A 19,079-nucleotide genomic window follows, 5' to 3' on the forward strand; every position below is an offset into this window, starting at 1 on the left:
GGAAAACTGTGCCGCACTGGTATTTGTGCCAAATTCCAAATGGTTTTCGCGCCGAAAACCGGTCACTCGGCGGCAAGTTCCCCATTGTTGATCTGCTCCTGTTCGATGCTCTCGAACAGCGCCTTGAAGTTCCCCTCGCCAAAGCCGTCATCGCCTTTGCGCTGAATGAACTCAAAGAAAATCGGCCCGATCACCGTCTTGGAAAAAATCTGAAGCAGGATCTTGGTCTCGCCCCCGTCCACGACCCCTTCACCGTCTATCAGAATGCCATGCCGCTTCATCCGGTCGATGGGCTCTTCGTGCCCCGCGACCCGTTCTTTCGAAAGGTCATAATACGTGTCAGGCGGCCCCGGCATAAACGCCAGCCCGTTCCCGGCAATCGCATCGGTGCTGTCATAGATGTCATCCGACCCCACCGCGATGTGCTGGATCCCCTCACCATTGTACTTCTTCAGGTAAGCCACGATCTGCCCCGTCTCACCCCGATCCTCATTGATCGGAATGCGGATACGTCCGCAGGGCGAGGTCAGCGCACGCGAAAACAGCCCGGTAAACTTGCCCTCGATATCAAAGAACCGGATTTCCTTGAAGTTGAACAGGTCTCCGTAAAAGCGGAACCACGTGTCCATGTTCCCCTTGTGCACATTGTGCGTCAGGTGATCGAGATAGAAGAACCCCACGCCCCGCGGCTTGGACTGCGCCAGCCACTCGTATTCGCCGTTGTAGGGCGAGGTCTCATAATACTGGTCCACGAAATAGATAAGGCTGCCCCCAATCCCATAGATCGCGGGCACATCAAGCACCTTGCCACCGCCCTCGTAGGGCTTTGCCCCCAACGCAACCGCGCGCTCGAACGCGTGCCGCGCGTCCACAACGCGCCACCCCATGGACGGCGCGCAGGGCCCATGCTCCTCCACAAACCGCGCACCAAAGCTGTCCGCCTCGGCATTCAGCACATAGGTGATATCCCCCTGCTGCCACAGCTCGATATCTTTGCACCGATGCCGCGCCACTTTCACGTATCCCATCCGGGCAAAGAGCGCGCGCAGCGCCTCCGGCTCGGGATGGGCAAACTCGACAAATTCAAACCCGTCCGTGCCCGCCGGGTTGTCAGCGCTGATAACGGATTTCGGAGCAGAATGCGGGAACGGACCCATGGGAAACCTCCAAATTTGAGTTTCGTCAAATATGGAGACCAAACCGCGCGACATCCGCGCGTTTTCACGTACCCACCTTTCATTTCGCGCATATTTCCCGCAGCATACAGTCAGTTTTCGCGAAAGCCCCGCACATGCTTGATTCCATCGACACGCGCCTCCTCGCCGCCCTGCAAAAGAACGCGCACCTGACAGCGCAAGAACTCAGCGACATGCTGCACCTCTCGGCCAGCCAGGTCGGGCGGCGGCGGCAACGGCTCGAAGCGGATGGCTACATCGAAGGCTACGTTGCCCGGCTCGACGCCAAACGGCTCGGGCTCAGTGTGCAGGGGTTCGTGCAGGTCCACCTCGCCGTGCATGGCCCCAAACATGCCAGCAGCTTTGCGCGGCTGATCGACACCCGGCCCGAAGTGACCAGCGCCTGGACCATGACGGGTGACGCCGATTACCTTCTGCGGGTCTATTGCGCTGACCTTGCCGCCCTCAACATCCTGATCCACGAGGTGCTGCTGCCACACCCGGCCGTGGCCCGCGTCCACAGCCAGATCGTCATGGACCAACTCAAACGCGACGGCCCCCTGCCCACGTAAAACTGCCAACACATGACGCGCCGGGCGCGCCGCATCATCAAAATCGGCCCTATACCAACCGGTCGGGTTGTATTTCCAAGGCAGCAAGGCATGGTGGGGACCAAGACCGCGACGGACAGGGTCCACCATGGAAAGCTTTCTCTACCAGGCCTCAATCTACCTTGCCGCGGCGGTGATCGCTGTACCCATTGCCGCACGGCTCGGACTCGGCTCTGTCCTGGGCTACCTCGCCGCCGGGATTGCCATCGGCCCCGTTCTGGGCCTCGTTGGGGCCGAGACCGAAGACCTGCAGCACTTTGCCGAATTCGGCGTGGTGATGATGCTGTTCCTGATCGGGCTCGAGCTTGAGCCCCGCGCGCTGTGGGACATGCGACACAAGCTGCTGGGGCTGGGCGGGCTCCAGATCGCGCTGTCTGCGCTGGCACTCATGGGTGTGGCGATGGCATACCACCAACCTTGGGGCATTGCGCTCGCCATCGGGCTGACGCTGTCACTGTCCTCGACCGCCATTGTGCTGCAAACCCTGTCGGAAAAGGGGCTGATGCAAACCAGCGGCGGGCGCTCCGTGTTCTCGGTGTTGCTGACGCAGGACATCGCGGTCATCCCGTTCCTCGCCTTCCTGCCCCTGCTGGCCGCCACCGTTCCGGTGCAGATGAACTCCGACGGCTCGATCTACCGCGCCAATGGCGACGGGCATGGCGGGGATCACGGCCACGGCGCCACGATGAGCCTGGTCGAAGGGCTCCCCGGCTGGGGCGTGACCCTTGTCACCATCGCTGCGGTGGGTGCCGTCATCCTCGCTGGCGTGTTCCTCACGCGCCCCATCTTCCGCTTTATCCACGCAGCGCACCTGCGCGAGATGTATACGGCGCTTGCCCTCCTGATCGTGGTGTCGATCAGCTTTCTGATGATGCTTGTGGGGCTGTCTCCTGCCCTCGGCGCCTTCCTCGCCGGGGTCGTGCTGGCCAGTTCCGAATTTAGGCACGAGCTGGAATCCGATCTTGAGCCGTTCAAAGGTCTTCTTCTGGGCCTCTTCTTCATCACCGTGGGCGCGGGCATCAACTTTAGCCTGCTCTTCGAATCCTGGGCGGCCATCCTGTCGATGGCGATCCTGGTGATTGCGATCAAAGGTGCACTGCTCTACTGCCTTGCCGTCGCGTTCAAGATCCGGGGGCGCGACCGCTGGCTCTTCACTCTCGGGCTCGCGCAGGCAGGTGAGTTTGGCTTTGTCCTCGTGGCCTTCTCTGTCGGCCAGGGCGTGATCCCGCAAGGCGTGGCAGAAACGCTGTTGCTGGTGATCGCGCTCACCATGCTGATCACCCCCCTGCTCTTTATCCTCTACGAATTGCAATCGCGCCGCATGAGCGAGACTGGCGCGGATATCGAAGCAGACGACATTGACGAGGACGGCCCGGTAATCATTGCGGGCATCGGGCGCTTCGGCCAGATCGTGAACCGGCTGCTGCAAGGCTCGGGCTTCAACACCGTGGTGCTCGATCACGACATGGAGACCATCGCGCTGATGCGTCGCTTCGGGTTCAAGGGCTTTTTGGGCGATCCAAGCCGCCCCGACATCCTGCACGCCGCGGGCCTGCACACCGCGCGTGTTCTTGTGGTCGCGCTGGATGACAAGGCTGCGACCACCCGGCTCGTCGCCTATGCGCGCAAGATCCGGCCTGACATCCACATCATTGCACGCGCCTATGACCGGGTGCATGTCTACCGCCTCTATCAAGCCGGGGCAGACGACATCGTGCGCGAGATGTTCGACAGCTCGCTGAGGGCCGGGCGCTACGCGCTCGAGAAACTGGGGCTCAGCGAGTACGAAGCGGCCGAGGCGGAACGCGTGTTTTACGCCCACGACCGCGACGCCGTGCGGCAATTGGCCGAGGTCTGGGATCCCAACCTGCCCGCATCGAAGAACGATGCCTATGTGGAGCGGGCCAAGAGCCTTGAAAAATCACTGGAGGCTGCGCTGTCAGAACGGCAGGAAGAACCGAAACGCGCGTAGTCCGGTCATCGGGTCGGTGGGTGGGCGCCTTTTGCGCCTGAGCGCAAAACAGAGCACACAGCGACGCTACCCGTCAGACACGCCAGCCTCGGCAAAGGTCGCCATGCCCGAATGACACGCGATCGCGCCCTTGAGTATTCCAATCGCCAAAGCGGCCCCTGATCCTTCACCCAGGCGCAAACCCAGTGACAACAGGGGTTCTTTGCCCAAGGCTTCGAGCATCCGTCCATGCGCGCCCTCGGCGCTCTGGTGCCCCGCCACCACGTGATCGAGAGCACCCTCTTGTGTCTTTTCCAGGCACGCCGCTGCCGCCGTGCAGATGAAGCCATCCATGATCACCGGGATACGCAAGCTGCGCGCCCGCGCAATGGCACCTGCCATCCCAGCCAGCTCACGCCCACCCATACGCATCAGTACGTCAAGCCCGTCCGTCGCCGCGCCATGGGCCGCGAGCGCGTCAGCCACAACCTGCACCTTCAGCGCCAGCGCATCGCCTTCAACCCCGGTGCCACGCCCTGTCCAGTCGCCCGGATCGCCGCCAAAAAGCCGCGTCGCAATGGCGGCAGCCGAGGTCGTGTTGCCAATGCCCATCTCGCCCACGACCAGCAGGTCAGCGCTTTCATCCACCGCGTCCCATCCCGCGCGTAACGCAGAAACACACTCGTCCTCAGTCATCGCCGGACCCTCAGTGAAGTCCGCAGTCGGCGTCTCCAGATCCAGCGGCACCACATCCATCCGCGCGCCAAAGGTCTTGGCAAGCTGGTTAATCGCCGCCCCACCGTGCTCGAAATTTGCCACCATCTGCACCGTCACTTCCGGCGGAAACGCCGACACACCACGCGCAGCAACACCATGATTTCCCGCAAAAACAATAACTTGCGGCGCGCCTATGGATGGCCTCGCGTCACTGCGCCAGCCTGCATACCACAGCGCCAGATCCTCAAGCCGACCGAGCGCGCCCGGCGGTTTGGTCAGCTGCCCGTTGCGATCTGCCGCCCCTGCTGCAGCGTCCCCGTCGGGACCGGGCATGTCGGCCAAAAGCGCGCGCAGCGCATCCAAACTGTTGAAGCTCATGGAATGTCGTCCTTGCCTGTTGGTGCACCGGTCTTTACCCAAACGGGACGCACCCGCAAGTCAGGACCGGACATGCAACAGAATGATTCCGACATGGGCCGGTTTGGGTACCTCTGGGACATTCCCGCAGCAATTGTACTGCTGACCCGCCTGCCAATGCCGCCGCTGCCCGATCACGCCTTTGCTCACGGCGCGCGCGCGGTCTGGGCCTACCCGCTGGTCGGGCTGGTGCTGGGCCTGATCCTGTCCGTGCTGAGTGTCGCGCTGGCCGGGCTCGGTCTTCCGGCGATGGCCGTCGGAGGCATCCTGCTGGGCGCGCTCATCATGCTCACCGGGGCCATGCACGAGGATGGGCTTGCGGACACGGCAGACGGGCTTTGGGGCGGTCATGCGCGTGAGCGACGGCTGGAGATCATGAAGGACAGCCGCATTGGGGCCTACGGCGTGCTCGCGCTGATCGTGGTGATGGGCCTGCGCTGGATTGGGCTGGCCGAGGTGGACTGGGCGGGGGTCATTGCCGCGCTGATGTTGAGCCGCGCGGCCATGCCGCCCTTGATGCTGGCCCTGCCCCATGCGCGCAACAGCGGGTTGTCACATGCGGTGGGGACCGCGCCGCTCGGGACGGTGATCGTGGCGGTTTTGATTGGGGTGGTCGGAGCGATGCTTTTGGTTGGGATCGCGGGGCTCTTCGCTGCGCTCATCGCGGGTGCTGTGGCACTGGTGGTGGGGCTAATCGCGCGTGCCAAGATTGGCGGGCAGACGGGTGATATTCTGGGGGCGACTTGCGTGCTGAGCGAGGTGGCTGTGCTGCTGACGCTGGTTGCCATCGCATAAAAAAGAAACGTGTCCCCGCGGGGACACGTTTGATTTCAACGACTTACAATTTTCGTTAACCGGATTTTAAGCAGCGATCCGGCTGCTGAGCACCTCGTCCACCTCTTTCGCGGCGGCGATCTCGTCACCACCGGACACGGCAGCCACTTCACGGGTCAGACGCTCAAGTGCGGCTTCGTAAAGCTGACGCTCGGAATAGCTTTGCTCGCGCTGATCGTCGGTGCGGTGCAGGTCGCGGACAACCTCGGCGATGGCGATCAGGTCGCCCGAGTTAATCTTTTGCTCGTATTCCTGTGCCCGGCGGGACCACATGGCGCGCTTGACCTTGGCCTTGCCCTTGAGGGTCTTCATGGCCTGGCTGATCACGTCCGGGCTCGACAGTGCACGCATTCCAATCTCGGTCGCCTTGTTGGTGGGGACACGCAGGGTCATCTTGTCCTTTTCGAAGGTGATGACGAACAGTTCCAGCTCGATGCCGGCCACTTCCTGCTTTTCCACGGAGGTAATCTGGCCCACGCCATGGGCGGGGTAGACCACATATTCATTGGGGCGGAAGTCGAGTTTCTTAGATTTTGTCATTCCTGATCCTCATAACGACGCAGAACGCCAGCCTTTTGACAGTCAAAACCGCATCAGGCGGGGCAGCAATTGCCACGTCTTGGTGCGGTTTGTGTCAAATTTTCAATCAGACCGGTCAGCAGTGCGACAGGTCAGGGCAGCATCCATCTGTCTGTTGTCACAAAACCATAGCACAAAAATGAGGGATTCGAAAGTTTACCCAAAGGAAACTTTCAGAAACCCCTGATTTTCCAAGCCAATACGTCTCGATATTTCAACGCCGACCCTCGGCAAAACCGATTCGAAGGCTCAGCCGCCCTCGCCCGGCTTTTCCGAGAAGAGCTCCATCTTGCCCTCTTTGCCGTCCATCTCTTCGGCGGTGGGCAGCGGGTCCTTCTTGGTGATGATGACCGGCCACATCTCGGAATACTTCCGATTGAACTCGACCCACTTCTCCATATCCGGCTCCGTATCGGGGCGGATGGCGTCGGCGGGGCACTCGGGCTCGCACACACCACAGTCGATGCACTCGTCCGGGTGGATCACCAACATGTTCTCCCCCTCATAGAAGCAATCGACCGGACACACTTCGACGCAGTCGGTGTATTTACAGGCGATGCAGGAGTCGTTGACGATATAGGTCATAAGGGGTGTCTCATCTGGTCGGGCATAGCTTAGCTAAAGGAGTGGGCGCTATCATTCAAGATGGCGTGACCGGGAAAGATCAGCTTGCCGTCTGTCTTTCTTGGTCGGACGCCCTTTTCCTTCAAAGCGCGGATTTTCCGAAACGGGCGTTTCTTTTGGCGGCGGTGGCGGGGACATATCGGTGTAAAGCGCCTGCGCTTCGGGCGCTGGTCCCCGACGATTTCCGATGGCTTTGACCTCGATCACCCGGACCACACGACCTTGTGAAAAGGTCAGCACGTCACCGGGGCTGATCGTGGTGGCGCGTTTGGTGACACGCTCACCATTTACGCGCACGTCACCTGCCGCCACCCGCGTCGCCGCAAGCGACCGCGTCTTGAAGAAGCGCGCAAACCACAGCCACTTGTCGAGCCGCAGTTTACCCGCCTCATCCGACACTTACTTGTCGTCCTTCAACCCCATGAGGGCGGCTGCAAAGGGGTTATCGGGGTCGATCGCCTTTTCCTTCTTCGGCGGTCGGGCCGAGAAGTTCTGCGGCTTGCTGCCCCCATCGCGGCGCGGGCCCTTGCCCTTGGTTTTACCTTTCGGACCACCCTTGCCACCCTGATTCTGACGCCGGTTGCCGCCCTGATTCTGGCGGCGGTTGCCACCCTGATTGCGACCCCAGGTGAATGTGTAGAACACTTCGATCTCTGGGCCAGCGGCGGCTTCGTCCGGCGCAGTGCCGGGGTCAATTTCGGTTTCCGAGTTCGTAGGGATGTCGGCAGGAACCTCGGGTGTCTCCGCCGGTTCCTCGATCACAGGGGCCTGACCCGCATCTGCGATGGCTTCGGTGCCTTCCGGAACATCCGCTGGTGCGGGTGTTTCGGTCGCGGCTTCTGCCGTTTCCGCGTCGGCCGCATCCATCACGGGCTGATCTGTGGCCTCCGGGGTCGCGTCGGTGGCGACAACTGCGTCAACAGGTTTGACCTTTTCCCGCTCACCCTTCTCAGCCTTATAGCCCAGCCCCTCCATCAACGTGGCGAACTGTTCAAGCGTCATGCCGGTGATCGACAGCATATCGGCCTTGGCCTCGAACCCGCCGCGCGAATCCTCGGCGCGAAGCATGTCGGCGAGCCGTTCCAGCATATCGATGCGGATCGCCCGCTCGCCCGCGTTGCGGTAGCCCGACATGGTGTCGGTGTCGCGGGGGCCGCCCGTCATCGCAGGTACGGTGACAAGGCCGGGGGGCGGAGATTCGGGGAATTCCGACAGCCCTTGAGCCAGCGACCACAGCACCAGTCGCAGGCGCGTCGGCGCGGGCTTCAGCAGAAGCGGCATGAAGATGGTGAACTGGCCAAAGCGGATGCCATGCTTGCGCAGCAGCCCGCGTGCATCCTGATCCAGCGCCTTGACGTCGTCGGCGACGGTGGCGCGGGGCAGCACGCCCATGGCTTCGACCATCTGGAAGGCGAACCCTTTGGCGAGGCCGGTCAGCGCCTCATCCTTCTGCATGGCGATCAGCGGCTCGAACAGCGCTGCAACCTTGCGGTCGATGAAGTGCTGCAGGCGACGCTGCACCTTTTGCGCAACCTCGGGGCCTGCAACATCATCGACGAACACCTCAACCTGCGGCTTCAGCGCGTCCTGTCCAGCGACCAGCTTGCCCACGGCCGAGCTGCCCCACATGAGGCCACCCTGTTCGGTGAAATCCAGCTCGGTATCGGGCGCGTTGTAGAACCGGTCGGCCCGCAGGTGGAAATGGGGGGCCAGCGCCTGCAGCGCTGCGGTCTTGATCGTCTTGGCTTCGGCCGCGCCCGCCCCCTTGTCCTGGGAAAACCGGAACCCGTCCAACTTGCCGACGAACTCGCCCTCGACAGTCACTTCACCTGCGTCGTTTACTTCGGCCACCATGGCCTCCTTCTGGCCTAGCCGGCGCAAGAGCACGCTCGTGCGCCGGTCTACAAATCTTTGCGTCAGTTTCGCGTGGAGCGCGTCTGACAAGCGGTCTTCTACATGGCGGGTTTCGTCCCGCCAATGACTTTCATCATCTACCCACCCTTTGCGCTGCGCGACATAGGTCCATGTGCGAATAAACGCCAATCGCTTGGAAATGGCGTCGATGTCACCGTCAGAGCGGTCGATGCGCTTGATCTGGCGGGCCATCCAGTCGCCCGGGATCGCGCCGCGTTCGTGCAGGTAGCGGAAGATAACATCCAGCAGGGCGGAATGTTCCTGATGCGAGATGCCGCGGAAGTCAGGGACGCGGCAGACGTCCCAGAGCAGGCGGACCGACTTGGCATCGGTGCAACGGGCGATGATTTCGGCGGACTCGGAGAGGGATTTGAGCGCTTGCAGGTCGTCGGCCTCGCGGGCTTTGACCAGCACCTCGTGGTCTGAGGGCGCCTCCAAGCTGCGGATCAGCGCGTCGATGGTGCCGAATTGCAGCGCATGATTGCGCCATTGCAGCTTTTGCAAGGGCGTGAACCGGTGGTCCATGATGGCCTGCGCGACGCCATCATCGAGCGGGCGGGCATCTCCCGTGACGCCAAAGGTGCCGTCCTTTTGCCCACGCCCTGCGCGTCCCGCGATCTGCGCCAGTTCGTTGGGCGCGAGCGGGCGCATCCGCCGTCCGTCAAACTTTGTTAGTGAGGAAAAGGCCACGTGGTCGATGTCGAGGTTCAGTCCCATCCCGATGGCATCGGTGGCGACGAGGAAATCGACCTCGCCATTCTGGTACATATCCACCTGCGCATTCCGAGTCCGGGGGCTGAGCGCGCCCATGACCACGGCCGCGCCGCCCTTCTGGCGGCGGATCAATTCGGCAATCGCATAGACATTATCAACCGAGAAGCCGACGATGGCAGAGCGGGGGCGCATTCGGCTGATCTTTTTCTGCCCCGAATACACGAGCTGCGACATCCGTTCGCGCCGCAGGAATTGGGCCTGCGGTACAAGCGCGGAAATAGGCCCGCGCATGGTGTCGGACCCAAGAAACAGCGTTTCATGCAGGCCACGGGCGCGCAGCAAGCGGTCGGTGAAGACGTGGCCGCGTTCGGGGTCGGCACACAGCTGGATCTCGTCCACGGCGAGGAAGTCGCAGCCCATGCCATCGGGCATCGCCTCGACCGTGCAAACCCAGTATTGCGTGCGGGGCGGGACGATGCGCTCTTCGCCCGTGACCAGCGCCACAACGGACGGACCGCGCAGGGCAACGATCCGATCATAAACCTCCCGCGCCAGCAGGCGCAGCGGCAGGCCCATCACGCCCGTGCGATGGCCCAGCATCCGTTCGATGGCATAGGTGGTTTTGCCTGTGTTGGTAGGGCCGAGAACGGCCACCACCCGCGCGTCGCCCGACATGGGCTGTCCCCCGGTAACTCGTCAGAGCGTATTTACAGTGTCCGACCGATGCCTTCGGCCTTGAGCCGCTCAAGCGCCTTGGTGGCGTTTTCGTGATGTGGATGCAAGTCGAGAACGCGGCTGAACGCCTGCTCGGCGCGGACGTTGTCGCCAAACTCCTGGAACATGACACCAAGGCCGAACATGGCGTTGTAGTTGTCGGGGTTGAGTGTCAGCGCCTTTTCCAGATCACTCAGGGCGGGACCGTAGAGGTCCTTCATGTAGAAGGCAGTCGCACGGACATGCCAGCCTTCGGCAAAGTCCGGGGCGTGGTCGATCAGCGCGGTCAGATGCTCGATCGCGACATCGGGGTCTTCTTCCTCAAGCGCGGCGCGGCCCCGGCGCAGGAGCATATCAAGCGCAGTTGAGCCGGATTGCGACCACTCGCGCTCAATCTCGCGCGTCAGGCGTGTCGCCTCTGCCGGTTCGGCGCTTTGCAGCGCCTCCAGCATCTCGTCAACCGATGATTGCGCGATGGCGGGTAAGGAATTCCCTACTGTCAGTAAAAGTGCCGTGACGACAGGGTAGAGTTTGCGTGTGCGTGTGCCCATAACGGGGAATGTAACAGGCCGAACCGCGAAATCCAGAGACCGCATCCGGCCACAGACCGAAAAGGGCATCAAAGATGAGTGACACAGTGACCGAAGCCGTCGTCGTGCTGAACGAAAAGCTGTCGGGCGCCGATTTCGACGGCACCGCAAAATTCGACATCGAAGGCGAAGGCGCGATCATGATGGACGCCAGCGGGGCGCGCGCGGGTGATGAGGCCGCAGATGTGACCCTGTCTGCCGATGCCGACACATTCCGTTCGATCCTCGAAGGCGACACGAACCCCACATCCGCTTTCATGACCGGCAAGCTCAAGGTCGATGGCGACATGGGTATGGCGATGAAACTGGCCTCTGTCCTGGCCTAATGACGCTCGATACCGCGCCCCTTTTCACGGATGTACACCCCGCCCCACTGACCGGCGTCGCCTATTGGACGACGGCCGCGGACGGGGTGCGCATTCGCGTGGGGTGCTGGCAGCCCGATCCGGCCAAGGGAACGGTTCTGATGTTCCCGGGCCGCACGGAGTACATCGAGAAATACGCCCCGTCCGCCGCTGCACTGGCCGAGCGTGGTTTTGCCACCTTGGCAGTGGACTGGCGCGGACAGGGACTGGCCGACAGGCTGCATGAAGATCGTCGCCTCGGCCATGTCAGCCAGTTTCCGGACTACCAGCACGATGTGGCGGCTGTGCTTGATGCGGCCCGAACACTGGGCCTGCCGGAACCCTATTTCATGCTGGGCCACTCCATGGGTGGCTGCATCGGGTTGCGCGCGCTTTACGAGGGGCTGCCGGTGAATGCTGCTGGATTTACCGGACCGATGTGGGGCATCCGCATCTCGCCTCATCTGCGCCCCGTCGCCTGGGCGCTCGGGCACATGATGCCCGTGATCGGCCAGGGTCACCGCCTGCCCCCCGGCACGATCATCGACAGCTATATCCTGACTGCGGATTTCGACGACAACCTGCTGACGACGGATGTCGAGATGTTCGACATGATGCGCGACCAGCTGACCGCGCATCCCGAACTGGCATTGGGCGGTCCCAGCTTTGTCTGGCTGCGCGAGGCGTTGCAGGAGACGCTGGCCCTGTCCCGGATGCCCGCGCCCAACCTGCCCTGCGACACCTTCGTGGGCACCAATGAGCGTATTGTCCACGTGGGTCGCATCCACCAGCGCATGGACGGCTGGGAAGACGGCAATCTGCACCTGATCCAGAACGGCGAACACGAGGTGCTGATGGAAGATGCACGGACCCGCGCGGGCATTTTTGACACGCTCGCCCATCGCTTCGCCGACGCCGTCTGAAGACTGGTCTGACTGCGGTGACATGCTAGGTTTGCGTCCATGAGCGCGCTGACCTTCACCCCAGCAGGGATCTATTGCCCGGCTGGCGATTTCTACATCGACCCGTGGAAGCCGGTGGACCGGGCCCTGATCACGCACGGCCATGCGGATCATGCGCGCTGGGGGATGGGATCGTATCTGGCGACGGATGTCGCGGCGCCGGTGATGCGCCACCGGCTCGGCGATGTGTCCATCGACACCGTGGGCTATGGCGAGACGCTCAGCATTGGCGCCGCCACTGTATCCTTTCATCCCGCAGGCCACGTACCCGGCTCCGCCCAGATCAGGGTCGAAGTCGCGGGCGAAGTCTGGGTCGCATCCGGTGACTACAAGGTGGTCGATGACGGGCTATCGACGCCTTTCGAGCCGGTCAAATGCCACCATTTCATCACCGAAAGCACCTTTGGCTTGCCCGTGTTCCGCTGGCAGGACCAGTCGGTGATCGCAGATCAGATCAACGACTGGTGGGCGGGGTGCAAAGCGGCGGGCAAGACTGCCTTTCTCGGCTGCTACGCGCTCGGCAAAGCGCAACGGCTCATGTCGATGCTGAACCCCGAGATCGGCCCGATCCTGACCCACACGGCCATTGAGAACACCAACGCCGTGATGCGGGCGCAGGGCATCGCGCTGCCCGATACGGTCCAAGCCGGGGCGGAGTTCGACCACAAGGCGCATCCCGGTGGCCTCGTGCTGGCACCACCCTCGGCACTTGGCTCGGCCTGGGCGCGCAGGTTCGGCGCGCAGGAAAACGCCTTCGCCTCCGGCTGGATGGCCCTGCGCGGTATCCGGCGGCGGCGCGCAGGCGACCGCGGCTTTGTCATCTCCGACCACGCGGACTGGTCGGGCCTGCTGTCTGCGATCAAGGAAACAAAAGCCGAAAACATATATGTCACACACGGTTACACCGAAATCTTCACCCGCTACCTGAATGACCAAGGCTGGAACGCGCAAGTCCTGCAAACCGAATTCGGCGGCGAAGATGCCGAGGATGAAGCCGCATGAAACGCTTCGCTGCGCTCTTCAACGCCATCGACCAATCCACCAAGACAACGGTCAAGGTCGCAGCCCTTACCGACTACTTCCAACAGGCCCCGGAAGAAGACCGCATCTGGACTATCGCCATTTTCTCGGGCCGCCGCCCCAAGCGCGCGGTGAACACAACCCGCCTGCGAGAATGGGGGGCGGAGTTGGCGGGCATCCCGCGCTGGCTGTTCGAGGAAGCCTACCCCATAGTCGGTGATCTGGCCGAAACAATCGCTTTGGTCCTGCCACCGCCAGGCACGGAAACAGATCACGGTTTGACGCATTGGATCAATGCCTTGCGCGACTTGTCTCAAGTAGAGGAGCCCGAACGCAAGGCTTTTGTCCTCAACGCATGGGCGTCCCTAGACCCCACCCAACGTTTCCTCTTCAACAAGCTGCTCACCGGCGGCTTCCGCATCGGCGTCAGTCAAAAACTGATGACCCGCGCGCTGGCCCGCGCCACAGGCAAGGATGAGGCCGAGATGGCGCACCGCCTCATGGGCGACTGGGACCCAGCCACAACCACCTGGGCGCAACTGATCGAAGAAGATGACCCCGCCGCCAACGCCTCGCGCCCGTATCCGTTCTACCTCGCCTATGCTTTGGAAGACGCCCCCGAGGACCTCGGCGACCCAGGCGACTGGCAGGCCGACTGGAAATGGGACGGCATCCGAGGGCAGTTGATCCTGCGCGGCGGCGAACATTTCGTCTGGTCCCGCGGCGAGGAGTTGATGACCGACCGCTTCCCCGAACTGGCCCGCGCACGCGACTTCATCCCTGACGGGACGGTGCTCGACGGCGAGCTGCTGGCCTGGGGCGACAACGCCCCCCAAAACTTCAACGCCCTGCAAAAGCGGATCGGGCGCAAGACGGTGCCTAAGAAGCTGCTGACTGAGGCGCCTGTGATCCTTTACGCCTACGACCTCCTCGAATGGGAGGGCGCCGACATGCGCCAGAAACCGCTGCAGGAGCGCCGCGCAACCCTCGAAAACTTCTGTCAAAACCTACCCAACGACGCCCCTGTCAAACTGTCGCCAACGGTGGCCTTCGACACATGGGAAGCACTGGGTGACACCCGCAGCACCTCTCGCGACGCCCAAGCCGAAGGGCTGATGCTGAAGCGCAAGGATAGCCCCTACCTAACAGGCCGCAAAAAAGGCGACTGGTGGAAGTGGAAACTCGACCCGCTCACCATCGACGCGGTGATGATCTACGCCCAATCCGGCCACGGACGGCGCGCCAACCTCTTCACCGACTTCACCTTCGCCGTCTGGAAAGGCAACGAATTGGTGCCATTCACCAAGGCCTATTCCGGCCTCACCGACGAAGAATTCCGCAAGATCACCGCCTGGGTCAAAAAGAACACCCAGCAACGCTTCGGCCCCGTGCGGCAGGTCACACCGCATCACGTGTTCGAAATCGCCTTCGAAGGCATCCAGGCGTCCACACGGCACAAATCGGGGGTGGCGCTCCGCTTTCCGCGCATGTCACGGTGGCGGCACGACAAACCCGTGACCGAGGCCAACAGCCTCGACGACCTGAACGAGATGCTGAGCATTTATGGATAGCGCCCCACCGCCCCCCGCGCCGAAAACACCGAACACCAAACTGCCCGCAGGCGCATGGGACGCCCATGTCCACCTGCTGGGCGGCCCCGAGCACCCGCTGTCGTCCACCCGCGCGCAGAACCCACCCAACGGCATCGACTTCGAAGACTGGCTCGCCCGCTACCGTGCGCACCTTGACGCGCTCGGCTGCACCCACAGCCTGATCGTCCACTCGATCCTCTACGGCACCGATAACACCGTCACGCTGGAGGCCGTCCATGCCATGGGCAAGGGGTTCAAGGGCGTGGGCCTCCTCGCCGATGGCTCCTCGGCGGCCGAAGTGCGGAAGCTCGCACAACAAAACATCGTCGCGATCCGCCTCAACTATGTCCACGGCGGCGTACTGACATGGGACGGCGCCAAGGCCATGGCCCCCGCACTCGCCGACCAGGGCATGCACATCCAGATGCTCCTGCATGCCGACAAACACATCGAAGAACTGGCAGACGACATCCGCGCCCTGCCCGTCCCGCTGGTCATCGACCACTGCGGCTGGCCCACCAAACTCGACGTTAATACACCCGCCATAGACACCCTCTGCGCCCTGCTGGCCGAAGGGCACGCCTACATCAAACTCTCCGCCCCCTACCGGCTCACCGACAACATCACGGAAACCCACCCCCTCATGCGCCGCCTGATCGACGCCAACCCCGACGCCTGCCTCTGGGGCTCCGACTGGCCGCACATCATGCTGAACGGCGCACAAATGCCCCAAGCCGCCACGCTGGCCGACCGCCTGTCATCCATCACCACAGAAAAAGAACGCCAAAAAATCTTCGTCGACACACCAACCCGCCTCTTCACACCCTGATCCATCTTCATTTCGCCAGATAAACCGCGGGGTCTGGGGCAGAGCCCCAGCCGGTCGCCGCGCACACGCGCGGCGAAACCCTTGCCCATACGCACGCGCCCCCATACCTATGGGCGCAACACGTCATCAAAGGTGCTCACACATGTTCCAACTCCCCTTCCCCGTCCGCGACGCCAATGCCAGCACCGGGGATCAGCCCTTGGGCGACCTGCCCGAATGGAACCTCGATGACCTCTACACCGGCGAAGATGCTGCCGAACTCAAACGCGACCTCGACTGGCTGGAAGAGGCGTGCAAGAGCTTTGCAAGCGACTACGAAGGCAAACTAGATACGCTCGACGCCAAGGGCCTCCTCGACTGCATCCAGCGCCAGGAACGCATCAACCAGGTCGCAGGACGGATCATGTCCTACGCCGGCCTGCGCTACTACCAACTGACCACCGACGCAGACCGGGCCAAGTTCATGTCCGACTGCCAGGAGAAAATCACCAACTTCACCACACCGCTGGTCTTCTTCACCCTCGAACTCAACCGCCTCGAAGACGACCACCTCGACGCCGCGATGAGCGCCAGCGAAGAGCTCGCCCGCTACAAACCCGTCTTTGACAAGATCCGGGCGATGAAGCCCTACCAACTTTCCGACGAGCTGGAAAGATTCCTCCACGACCTCGGCGTCGTCGGCGACGCATGGGAACGGCTCTTTGACGAAACCATCGCCGGGCTCACCTTTGACATCGACGGCGAAGCGCTCAATATCGAAGGCACGCTGAACTTCCTCACCGATCCCGACCGCAAGAAACGCGAAACTGCTGCGCGCGAGTTGGCCGAAGTATTTTCAGGCAATATCAAGACCTTTGCCCGCGTCCACAACACGCAAGCCAAGGAAAAGGAAATCCTCGACCGCTGGCGCGGCATGCCCACGGCCCAGACCGGGCGGCACCTCAGCAACCAGGTCGAACCCGAAGTGGTCGAGGCCCTGCGCAACGCCGTTGTCGCCGCCTATCCCAAGCTCAGCCACCGCTATTACGAACTCAAACGCAAATGGCTGGGGCTTGAGAAAATGCAGGTCTGGGACCGCAACGCGCCACTGCCCATGGAAGACCCGCGTATCGTCAACTGGGACGAAGCCCAGAAGACCGTCATGGATGCTTACAACGCCTTCGATCCGCGCATGGGCGAGCTGGCACACCCGTTCTTTACCAAGGGCTGGATCGATGCGGGCGTGAAACCGGGCAAGGCCCCCGGCGCTTTCGCCCACCCCACGGTTACGGACGTGCACCCCTACGTGATGCTCAACTACCTCGGTAAACCGCGCGATGTGATGACGCTGGCCCACGAGCTTGGCCACGGCGTCCACCAGGTCCTCGCCGCAGGGCAAGGCGAAATGCTGTCCTCCACCCCGCTGACACTGGCCGAAACGGCCTCCGTCTTCGGCGAAATGCTCACCTTCCGCAAAATGCTCGACGGGGCCAAGGACGACGCCCAGCGCAAGGTCATGCTCGCGGGCAAGGTCGAGGATATGATCAACACCGTCGTGCGCCAGATCGCCTTCTACGACTTCGAATGCAAACTGCACGAGGCGCGGCGCGGCGGCGAGTTAACCCCCGAAGACATCAACGCCATCTGGATGAGCGTACAGGGCGAAAGCCTCGGCCCCGCCTTCGAATTCATGGACGGGTACGAGACGTTCTGGGCCTACATCCCCCACTTCGTCCACTCGCCCTTTTACGTCTACGCCTACGCCTTCGGCGACGGTCTCGTGAACGCGCTCTATTCGGTCTACGAAGAAGGTGCCACGGGCTTCGAGGACAAGTATTTCGACATGCTCAAAGCAGGCGGCTCCAAACACCACAAGGAACTGCTGGCCCCCTTCGGCCTCGACGCCTCCGACCCCAAGTTCTGGGACAAGGGGCTCAGCATGATCTCGGGCTTTATCGACGATCTGGAAGCGATGGAGGACTAGTCAGGTCTTCCTGTTTCAGTAGACACAAAGGCCCCGCTGTTGCGGGGCCTGCCCTTTTGATCGCGCGGCATACGTCACGTCCCAACCCAGAGCGTCTGAACCCGCCCCTCACTTCAATTGACTGTCCTTCGAGCCGCGCCGATTGATCCCGCCCCGCGCCTTGAACGCAGCATCCCGCTCGGCCACGCAGTCCACGCACAGCTTCACGCCCGGAATGGCCTTGCGCCGCGCCTCGGGGATGGGCTCTTCGCATTCCGCACAATGGCTCAGGCTTTCACCCACTGGCGACCGGCGCGCCTTCATCCGCGCAAGCTCATCCGAAATCGACGCCTCGATCTGTTCCGACACCGCCCCATCCTTGGTCCATCCGCCCGCCATCATGCCGCCTTTCTCTATTCCCAAGAATCCTCCCCGAAAGGCCGATTAGCCACCTGTATCCGCCGCCTTGGCAAAGACAGCATCAATCACCGCCTGCGTGCCCCGTGCATCCTCCAAGTGCCATGGGTACGGTGCACCGTCTCGCACATGGGCGCAAAACGCCTCGACCTGCAGCACATAATGATCGACGCCCGGGAAACGTTCCTCGGTCACCGACGCGCCCCCGGCGCCACCATGCACGTCGCGCTGCACCTCCAGCCGCGCCGTTGCAAACCGTGCAGGATTGAACGGCGCGGTTAGCTTGATGACGCCGTCCGAGCCAACAAATGTCATCTCCTGACACGGGTGCATCCGCATCGAATTCACCCAATGGGCCGAGAATGACGGGAACCGGGCCGACACGCGGGCCAGTACATCCACTCCGTTTTCGAAGTCCACATCCGCGTGGGTGATCTGCACCGGCTCTTCGCCGGTCAGCCAGCGGGTGCAGCCGTAGGTATAGACGCCGATGTCGGGAATGCCCCCGCCGCCCGTTTCGGGCTTGTTGCGCACATTGCCGGGCTCATCGGCGTTGTCATACCCAAACAGCCCCTCAACGTGGATCAGCCGCCCGATGGCGCCGTCTTCATAGAGCGCCTTGGCCCGCTGCCATTGCGGGTGATGGACAATCATATAGGCTTCGGTCGCAAAACAGCCCGACGCATCGCGCGCCGCAATCAGCGCCTCATATTCGCCCGCTGCCATCGCCATCGGCTTTTCGCACAGCACATGCTTGCCCGCCTCCAGCGCCTTCAGGGACCACTCCACATGCAGGTGGTTGGGCAGCGGGATGTAGACCGCGTCAATTTCCGGATCCGCCAACAATGCCTCATAGCTGTCGTGGAGCTGCAGAGACGGGCAGAAGGCACGAAACCCGCCCGCCTTCTCGCGCGAAGACGTCGCCAACGCCACCAGTTCCGCCCCACAGGCCGCGTGAATGGCAGGCGCCATGTCCCTGCGCGCAAAGGCACTGGCGCCCAGAATGCCCCATCTGATTGTTTCCACCATGCGCAGCCCTCCGATATACGAGCACCCACCTTATCGCCTGCCGGACCGCGTACAAGCCGCCGGTTGCCGTTCCGTCAGGCTGGTCCGCGAAACAGTGCCCGGCC

At 62.5% G+C, this 19,079-nt stretch carries 18 protein-coding genes; 9 read left to right on the top strand and 9 right to left on the bottom strand.

All coding sequences use genetic code 11. The features are described from left to right. Window positions 1-62: 62 nt before the first annotated feature. Window positions 63-1,157 (bottom strand): 4-hydroxyphenylpyruvate dioxygenase, encoded by a 1,095-nt coding sequence (gene hppD, locus FD715_RS05630; RefSeq protein ID WP_147106434.1) that lies wholly within the window; start codon window positions 1,155-1,157, stop codon window positions 63-65. A 134-nt stretch (window positions 1,158-1,291) separates the two neighbouring features. On the opposite strand from hppD, the gene FD715_RS05635 reads away from it, so the two are divergent. Continuing rightward, window positions 1,292-1,747: an Lrp/AsnC family transcriptional regulator gene (locus FD715_RS05635; RefSeq protein WP_147106437.1), complete on the top strand. Its 456-nt coding sequence runs from the start codon at window positions 1,292-1,294 to the stop codon at window positions 1,745-1,747. 127 nt (window positions 1,748-1,874) lie between these two features. Then, window positions 1,875-3,758 (top strand): cation:proton antiporter, encoded by a 1,884-nt coding sequence (locus tag FD715_RS05640; protein ID WP_147106440.1) that lies wholly within the window; start codon window positions 1,875-1,877, stop codon window positions 3,756-3,758. 66 nt (window positions 3,759-3,824) lie between these two features. Here the strand turns inward: FD715_RS05640 and cobT are convergent, their stop codons facing one another. After that, on the bottom strand, window positions 3,825-4,832 hold the full coding sequence (gene cobT / locus FD715_RS05645; protein WP_147106443.1) for a nicotinate-nucleotide--dimethylbenzimidazole phosphoribosyltransferase: 1,008 nt from the start codon (window positions 4,830-4,832) through the stop codon (window positions 3,825-3,827). A gap of 72 nt (window positions 4,833-4,904) precedes the next feature. Between cobT and cobS the strand changes: the two genes are divergently transcribed. Beyond that, window positions 4,905-5,666 carry an adenosylcobinamide-GDP ribazoletransferase gene (cobS, locus tag FD715_RS05650; RefSeq protein ID WP_147106446.1) on the top strand — a complete coding sequence of 254 codons (762 nt, stop codon included), beginning with the start codon at window positions 4,905-4,907 and terminating at the stop codon, window positions 5,664-5,666. A gap of 66 nt (window positions 5,667-5,732) precedes the next feature. On the opposite strand, the gene FD715_RS05655 is transcribed toward cobS, so the two are convergent. The 5 genes from FD715_RS05655 to FD715_RS05675 form a co-directional block, all read right to left on the bottom strand. Beyond that, a complete protein-coding gene (locus tag FD715_RS05655) occupies window positions 5,733-6,245 on the bottom strand; it encodes a CarD family transcriptional regulator (protein ID WP_039686086.1) in 513 nt (170 codons plus the stop codon). Window positions 6,246-6,533: 288 nt separating this feature from the next. After that, a complete protein-coding gene (gene fdxA / locus FD715_RS05660) occupies window positions 6,534-6,869 on the bottom strand; it encodes a ferredoxin FdxA (RefSeq protein WP_147106449.1) in 336 nt (111 codons plus the stop codon). A 51-nt stretch (window positions 6,870-6,920) separates the two neighbouring features. After that, window positions 6,921-7,307, bottom strand: coding sequence for an RNA-binding S4 domain-containing protein (locus FD715_RS05665; protein ID WP_147106452.1), 387 nt, complete (start codon window positions 7,305-7,307; stop codon window positions 6,921-6,923). After that, window positions 7,308-10,211 carry a helicase-related protein gene (locus FD715_RS05670; RefSeq protein ID WP_147106455.1) on the bottom strand — a complete coding sequence of 968 codons (2,904 nt, stop codon included), beginning with the start codon at window positions 10,209-10,211 and terminating at the stop codon, window positions 7,308-7,310. A 32-nt stretch (window positions 10,212-10,243) separates the two neighbouring features. Continuing rightward, window positions 10,244-10,801, bottom strand: a complete 558-nt coding sequence (locus FD715_RS05675) for a tetratricopeptide repeat protein (RefSeq protein WP_147106458.1) — start codon at window positions 10,799-10,801, stop codon at window positions 10,244-10,246. A 74-nt stretch (window positions 10,802-10,875) separates the two neighbouring features. Between FD715_RS05675 and FD715_RS05680 the strand changes: the two genes are divergently transcribed. The 6 genes from FD715_RS05680 to FD715_RS05705 all read left to right on the top strand — a co-directional run bounded on the left by FD715_RS05680 (window position 10,876) and on the right by FD715_RS05705 (window position 17,550). Beyond that, window positions 10,876-11,166, top strand: a complete 291-nt coding sequence (locus tag FD715_RS05680; protein ID WP_147106461.1) for an SCP2 sterol-binding domain-containing protein — start codon at window positions 10,876-10,878, stop codon at window positions 11,164-11,166. Continuing rightward, complete coding sequence (locus FD715_RS05685) at window positions 11,166-12,107, top strand: alpha/beta fold hydrolase (RefSeq protein WP_147106464.1); 942 nt, start codon at window positions 11,166-11,168, stop codon at window positions 12,105-12,107. The genes FD715_RS05680 and FD715_RS05685 overlap by 1 nt, the downstream gene beginning before the upstream one ends. A 39-nt stretch (window positions 12,108-12,146) precedes the next feature. Next, the gene (locus FD715_RS05690; RefSeq protein ID WP_147106466.1) at window positions 12,147-13,148 is read left to right on the top strand and encodes a ligase-associated DNA damage response exonuclease; all 1,002 of its coding nucleotides are present in this window, start codon (window positions 12,147-12,149) and stop codon (window positions 13,146-13,148) included. Continuing rightward, window positions 13,145-14,737 (top strand): ATP-dependent DNA ligase, encoded by a 1,593-nt coding sequence (locus FD715_RS05695; RefSeq protein WP_147106469.1) that lies wholly within the window; start codon window positions 13,145-13,147, stop codon window positions 14,735-14,737. Before FD715_RS05690 ends, FD715_RS05695 begins: the two co-directional genes overlap by 4 nt. Continuing rightward, on the top strand, window positions 14,730-15,587 hold the full coding sequence (locus FD715_RS05700) for an amidohydrolase (protein ID WP_147106472.1): 858 nt from the start codon (window positions 14,730-14,732) through the stop codon (window positions 15,585-15,587). Before FD715_RS05695 ends, FD715_RS05700 begins: the two co-directional genes overlap by 8 nt. 142 nt (window positions 15,588-15,729) lie before the next feature. Continuing rightward, a complete protein-coding gene (locus tag FD715_RS05705) occupies window positions 15,730-17,550 on the top strand; it encodes a M3 family oligoendopeptidase (protein ID WP_147106474.1) in 1,821 nt (606 codons plus the stop codon). A gap of 108 nt (window positions 17,551-17,658) precedes the next feature. On the opposite strand, the gene FD715_RS05710 is transcribed toward FD715_RS05705, so the two are convergent. Beyond that, window positions 17,659-17,928: a DksA/TraR family C4-type zinc finger protein gene (locus tag FD715_RS05710; protein WP_147106758.1), complete on the bottom strand. Its 270-nt coding sequence runs from the start codon at window positions 17,926-17,928 to the stop codon at window positions 17,659-17,661. A 45-nt stretch (window positions 17,929-17,973) separates the two neighbouring features. After that, complete coding sequence (locus FD715_RS05715; protein WP_147106477.1) at window positions 17,974-18,975, bottom strand: Gfo/Idh/MocA family protein; 1,002 nt, start codon at window positions 18,973-18,975, stop codon at window positions 17,974-17,976. Window positions 18,976-19,079 lie beyond the last annotated feature (104 nt).

The sequence above is a fragment of the Tateyamaria sp. syn59 genome, assembly GCF_007995245.1.
GTDB lineage: Bacteria > Pseudomonadota > Alphaproteobacteria > Rhodobacterales > Rhodobacteraceae > Tateyamaria.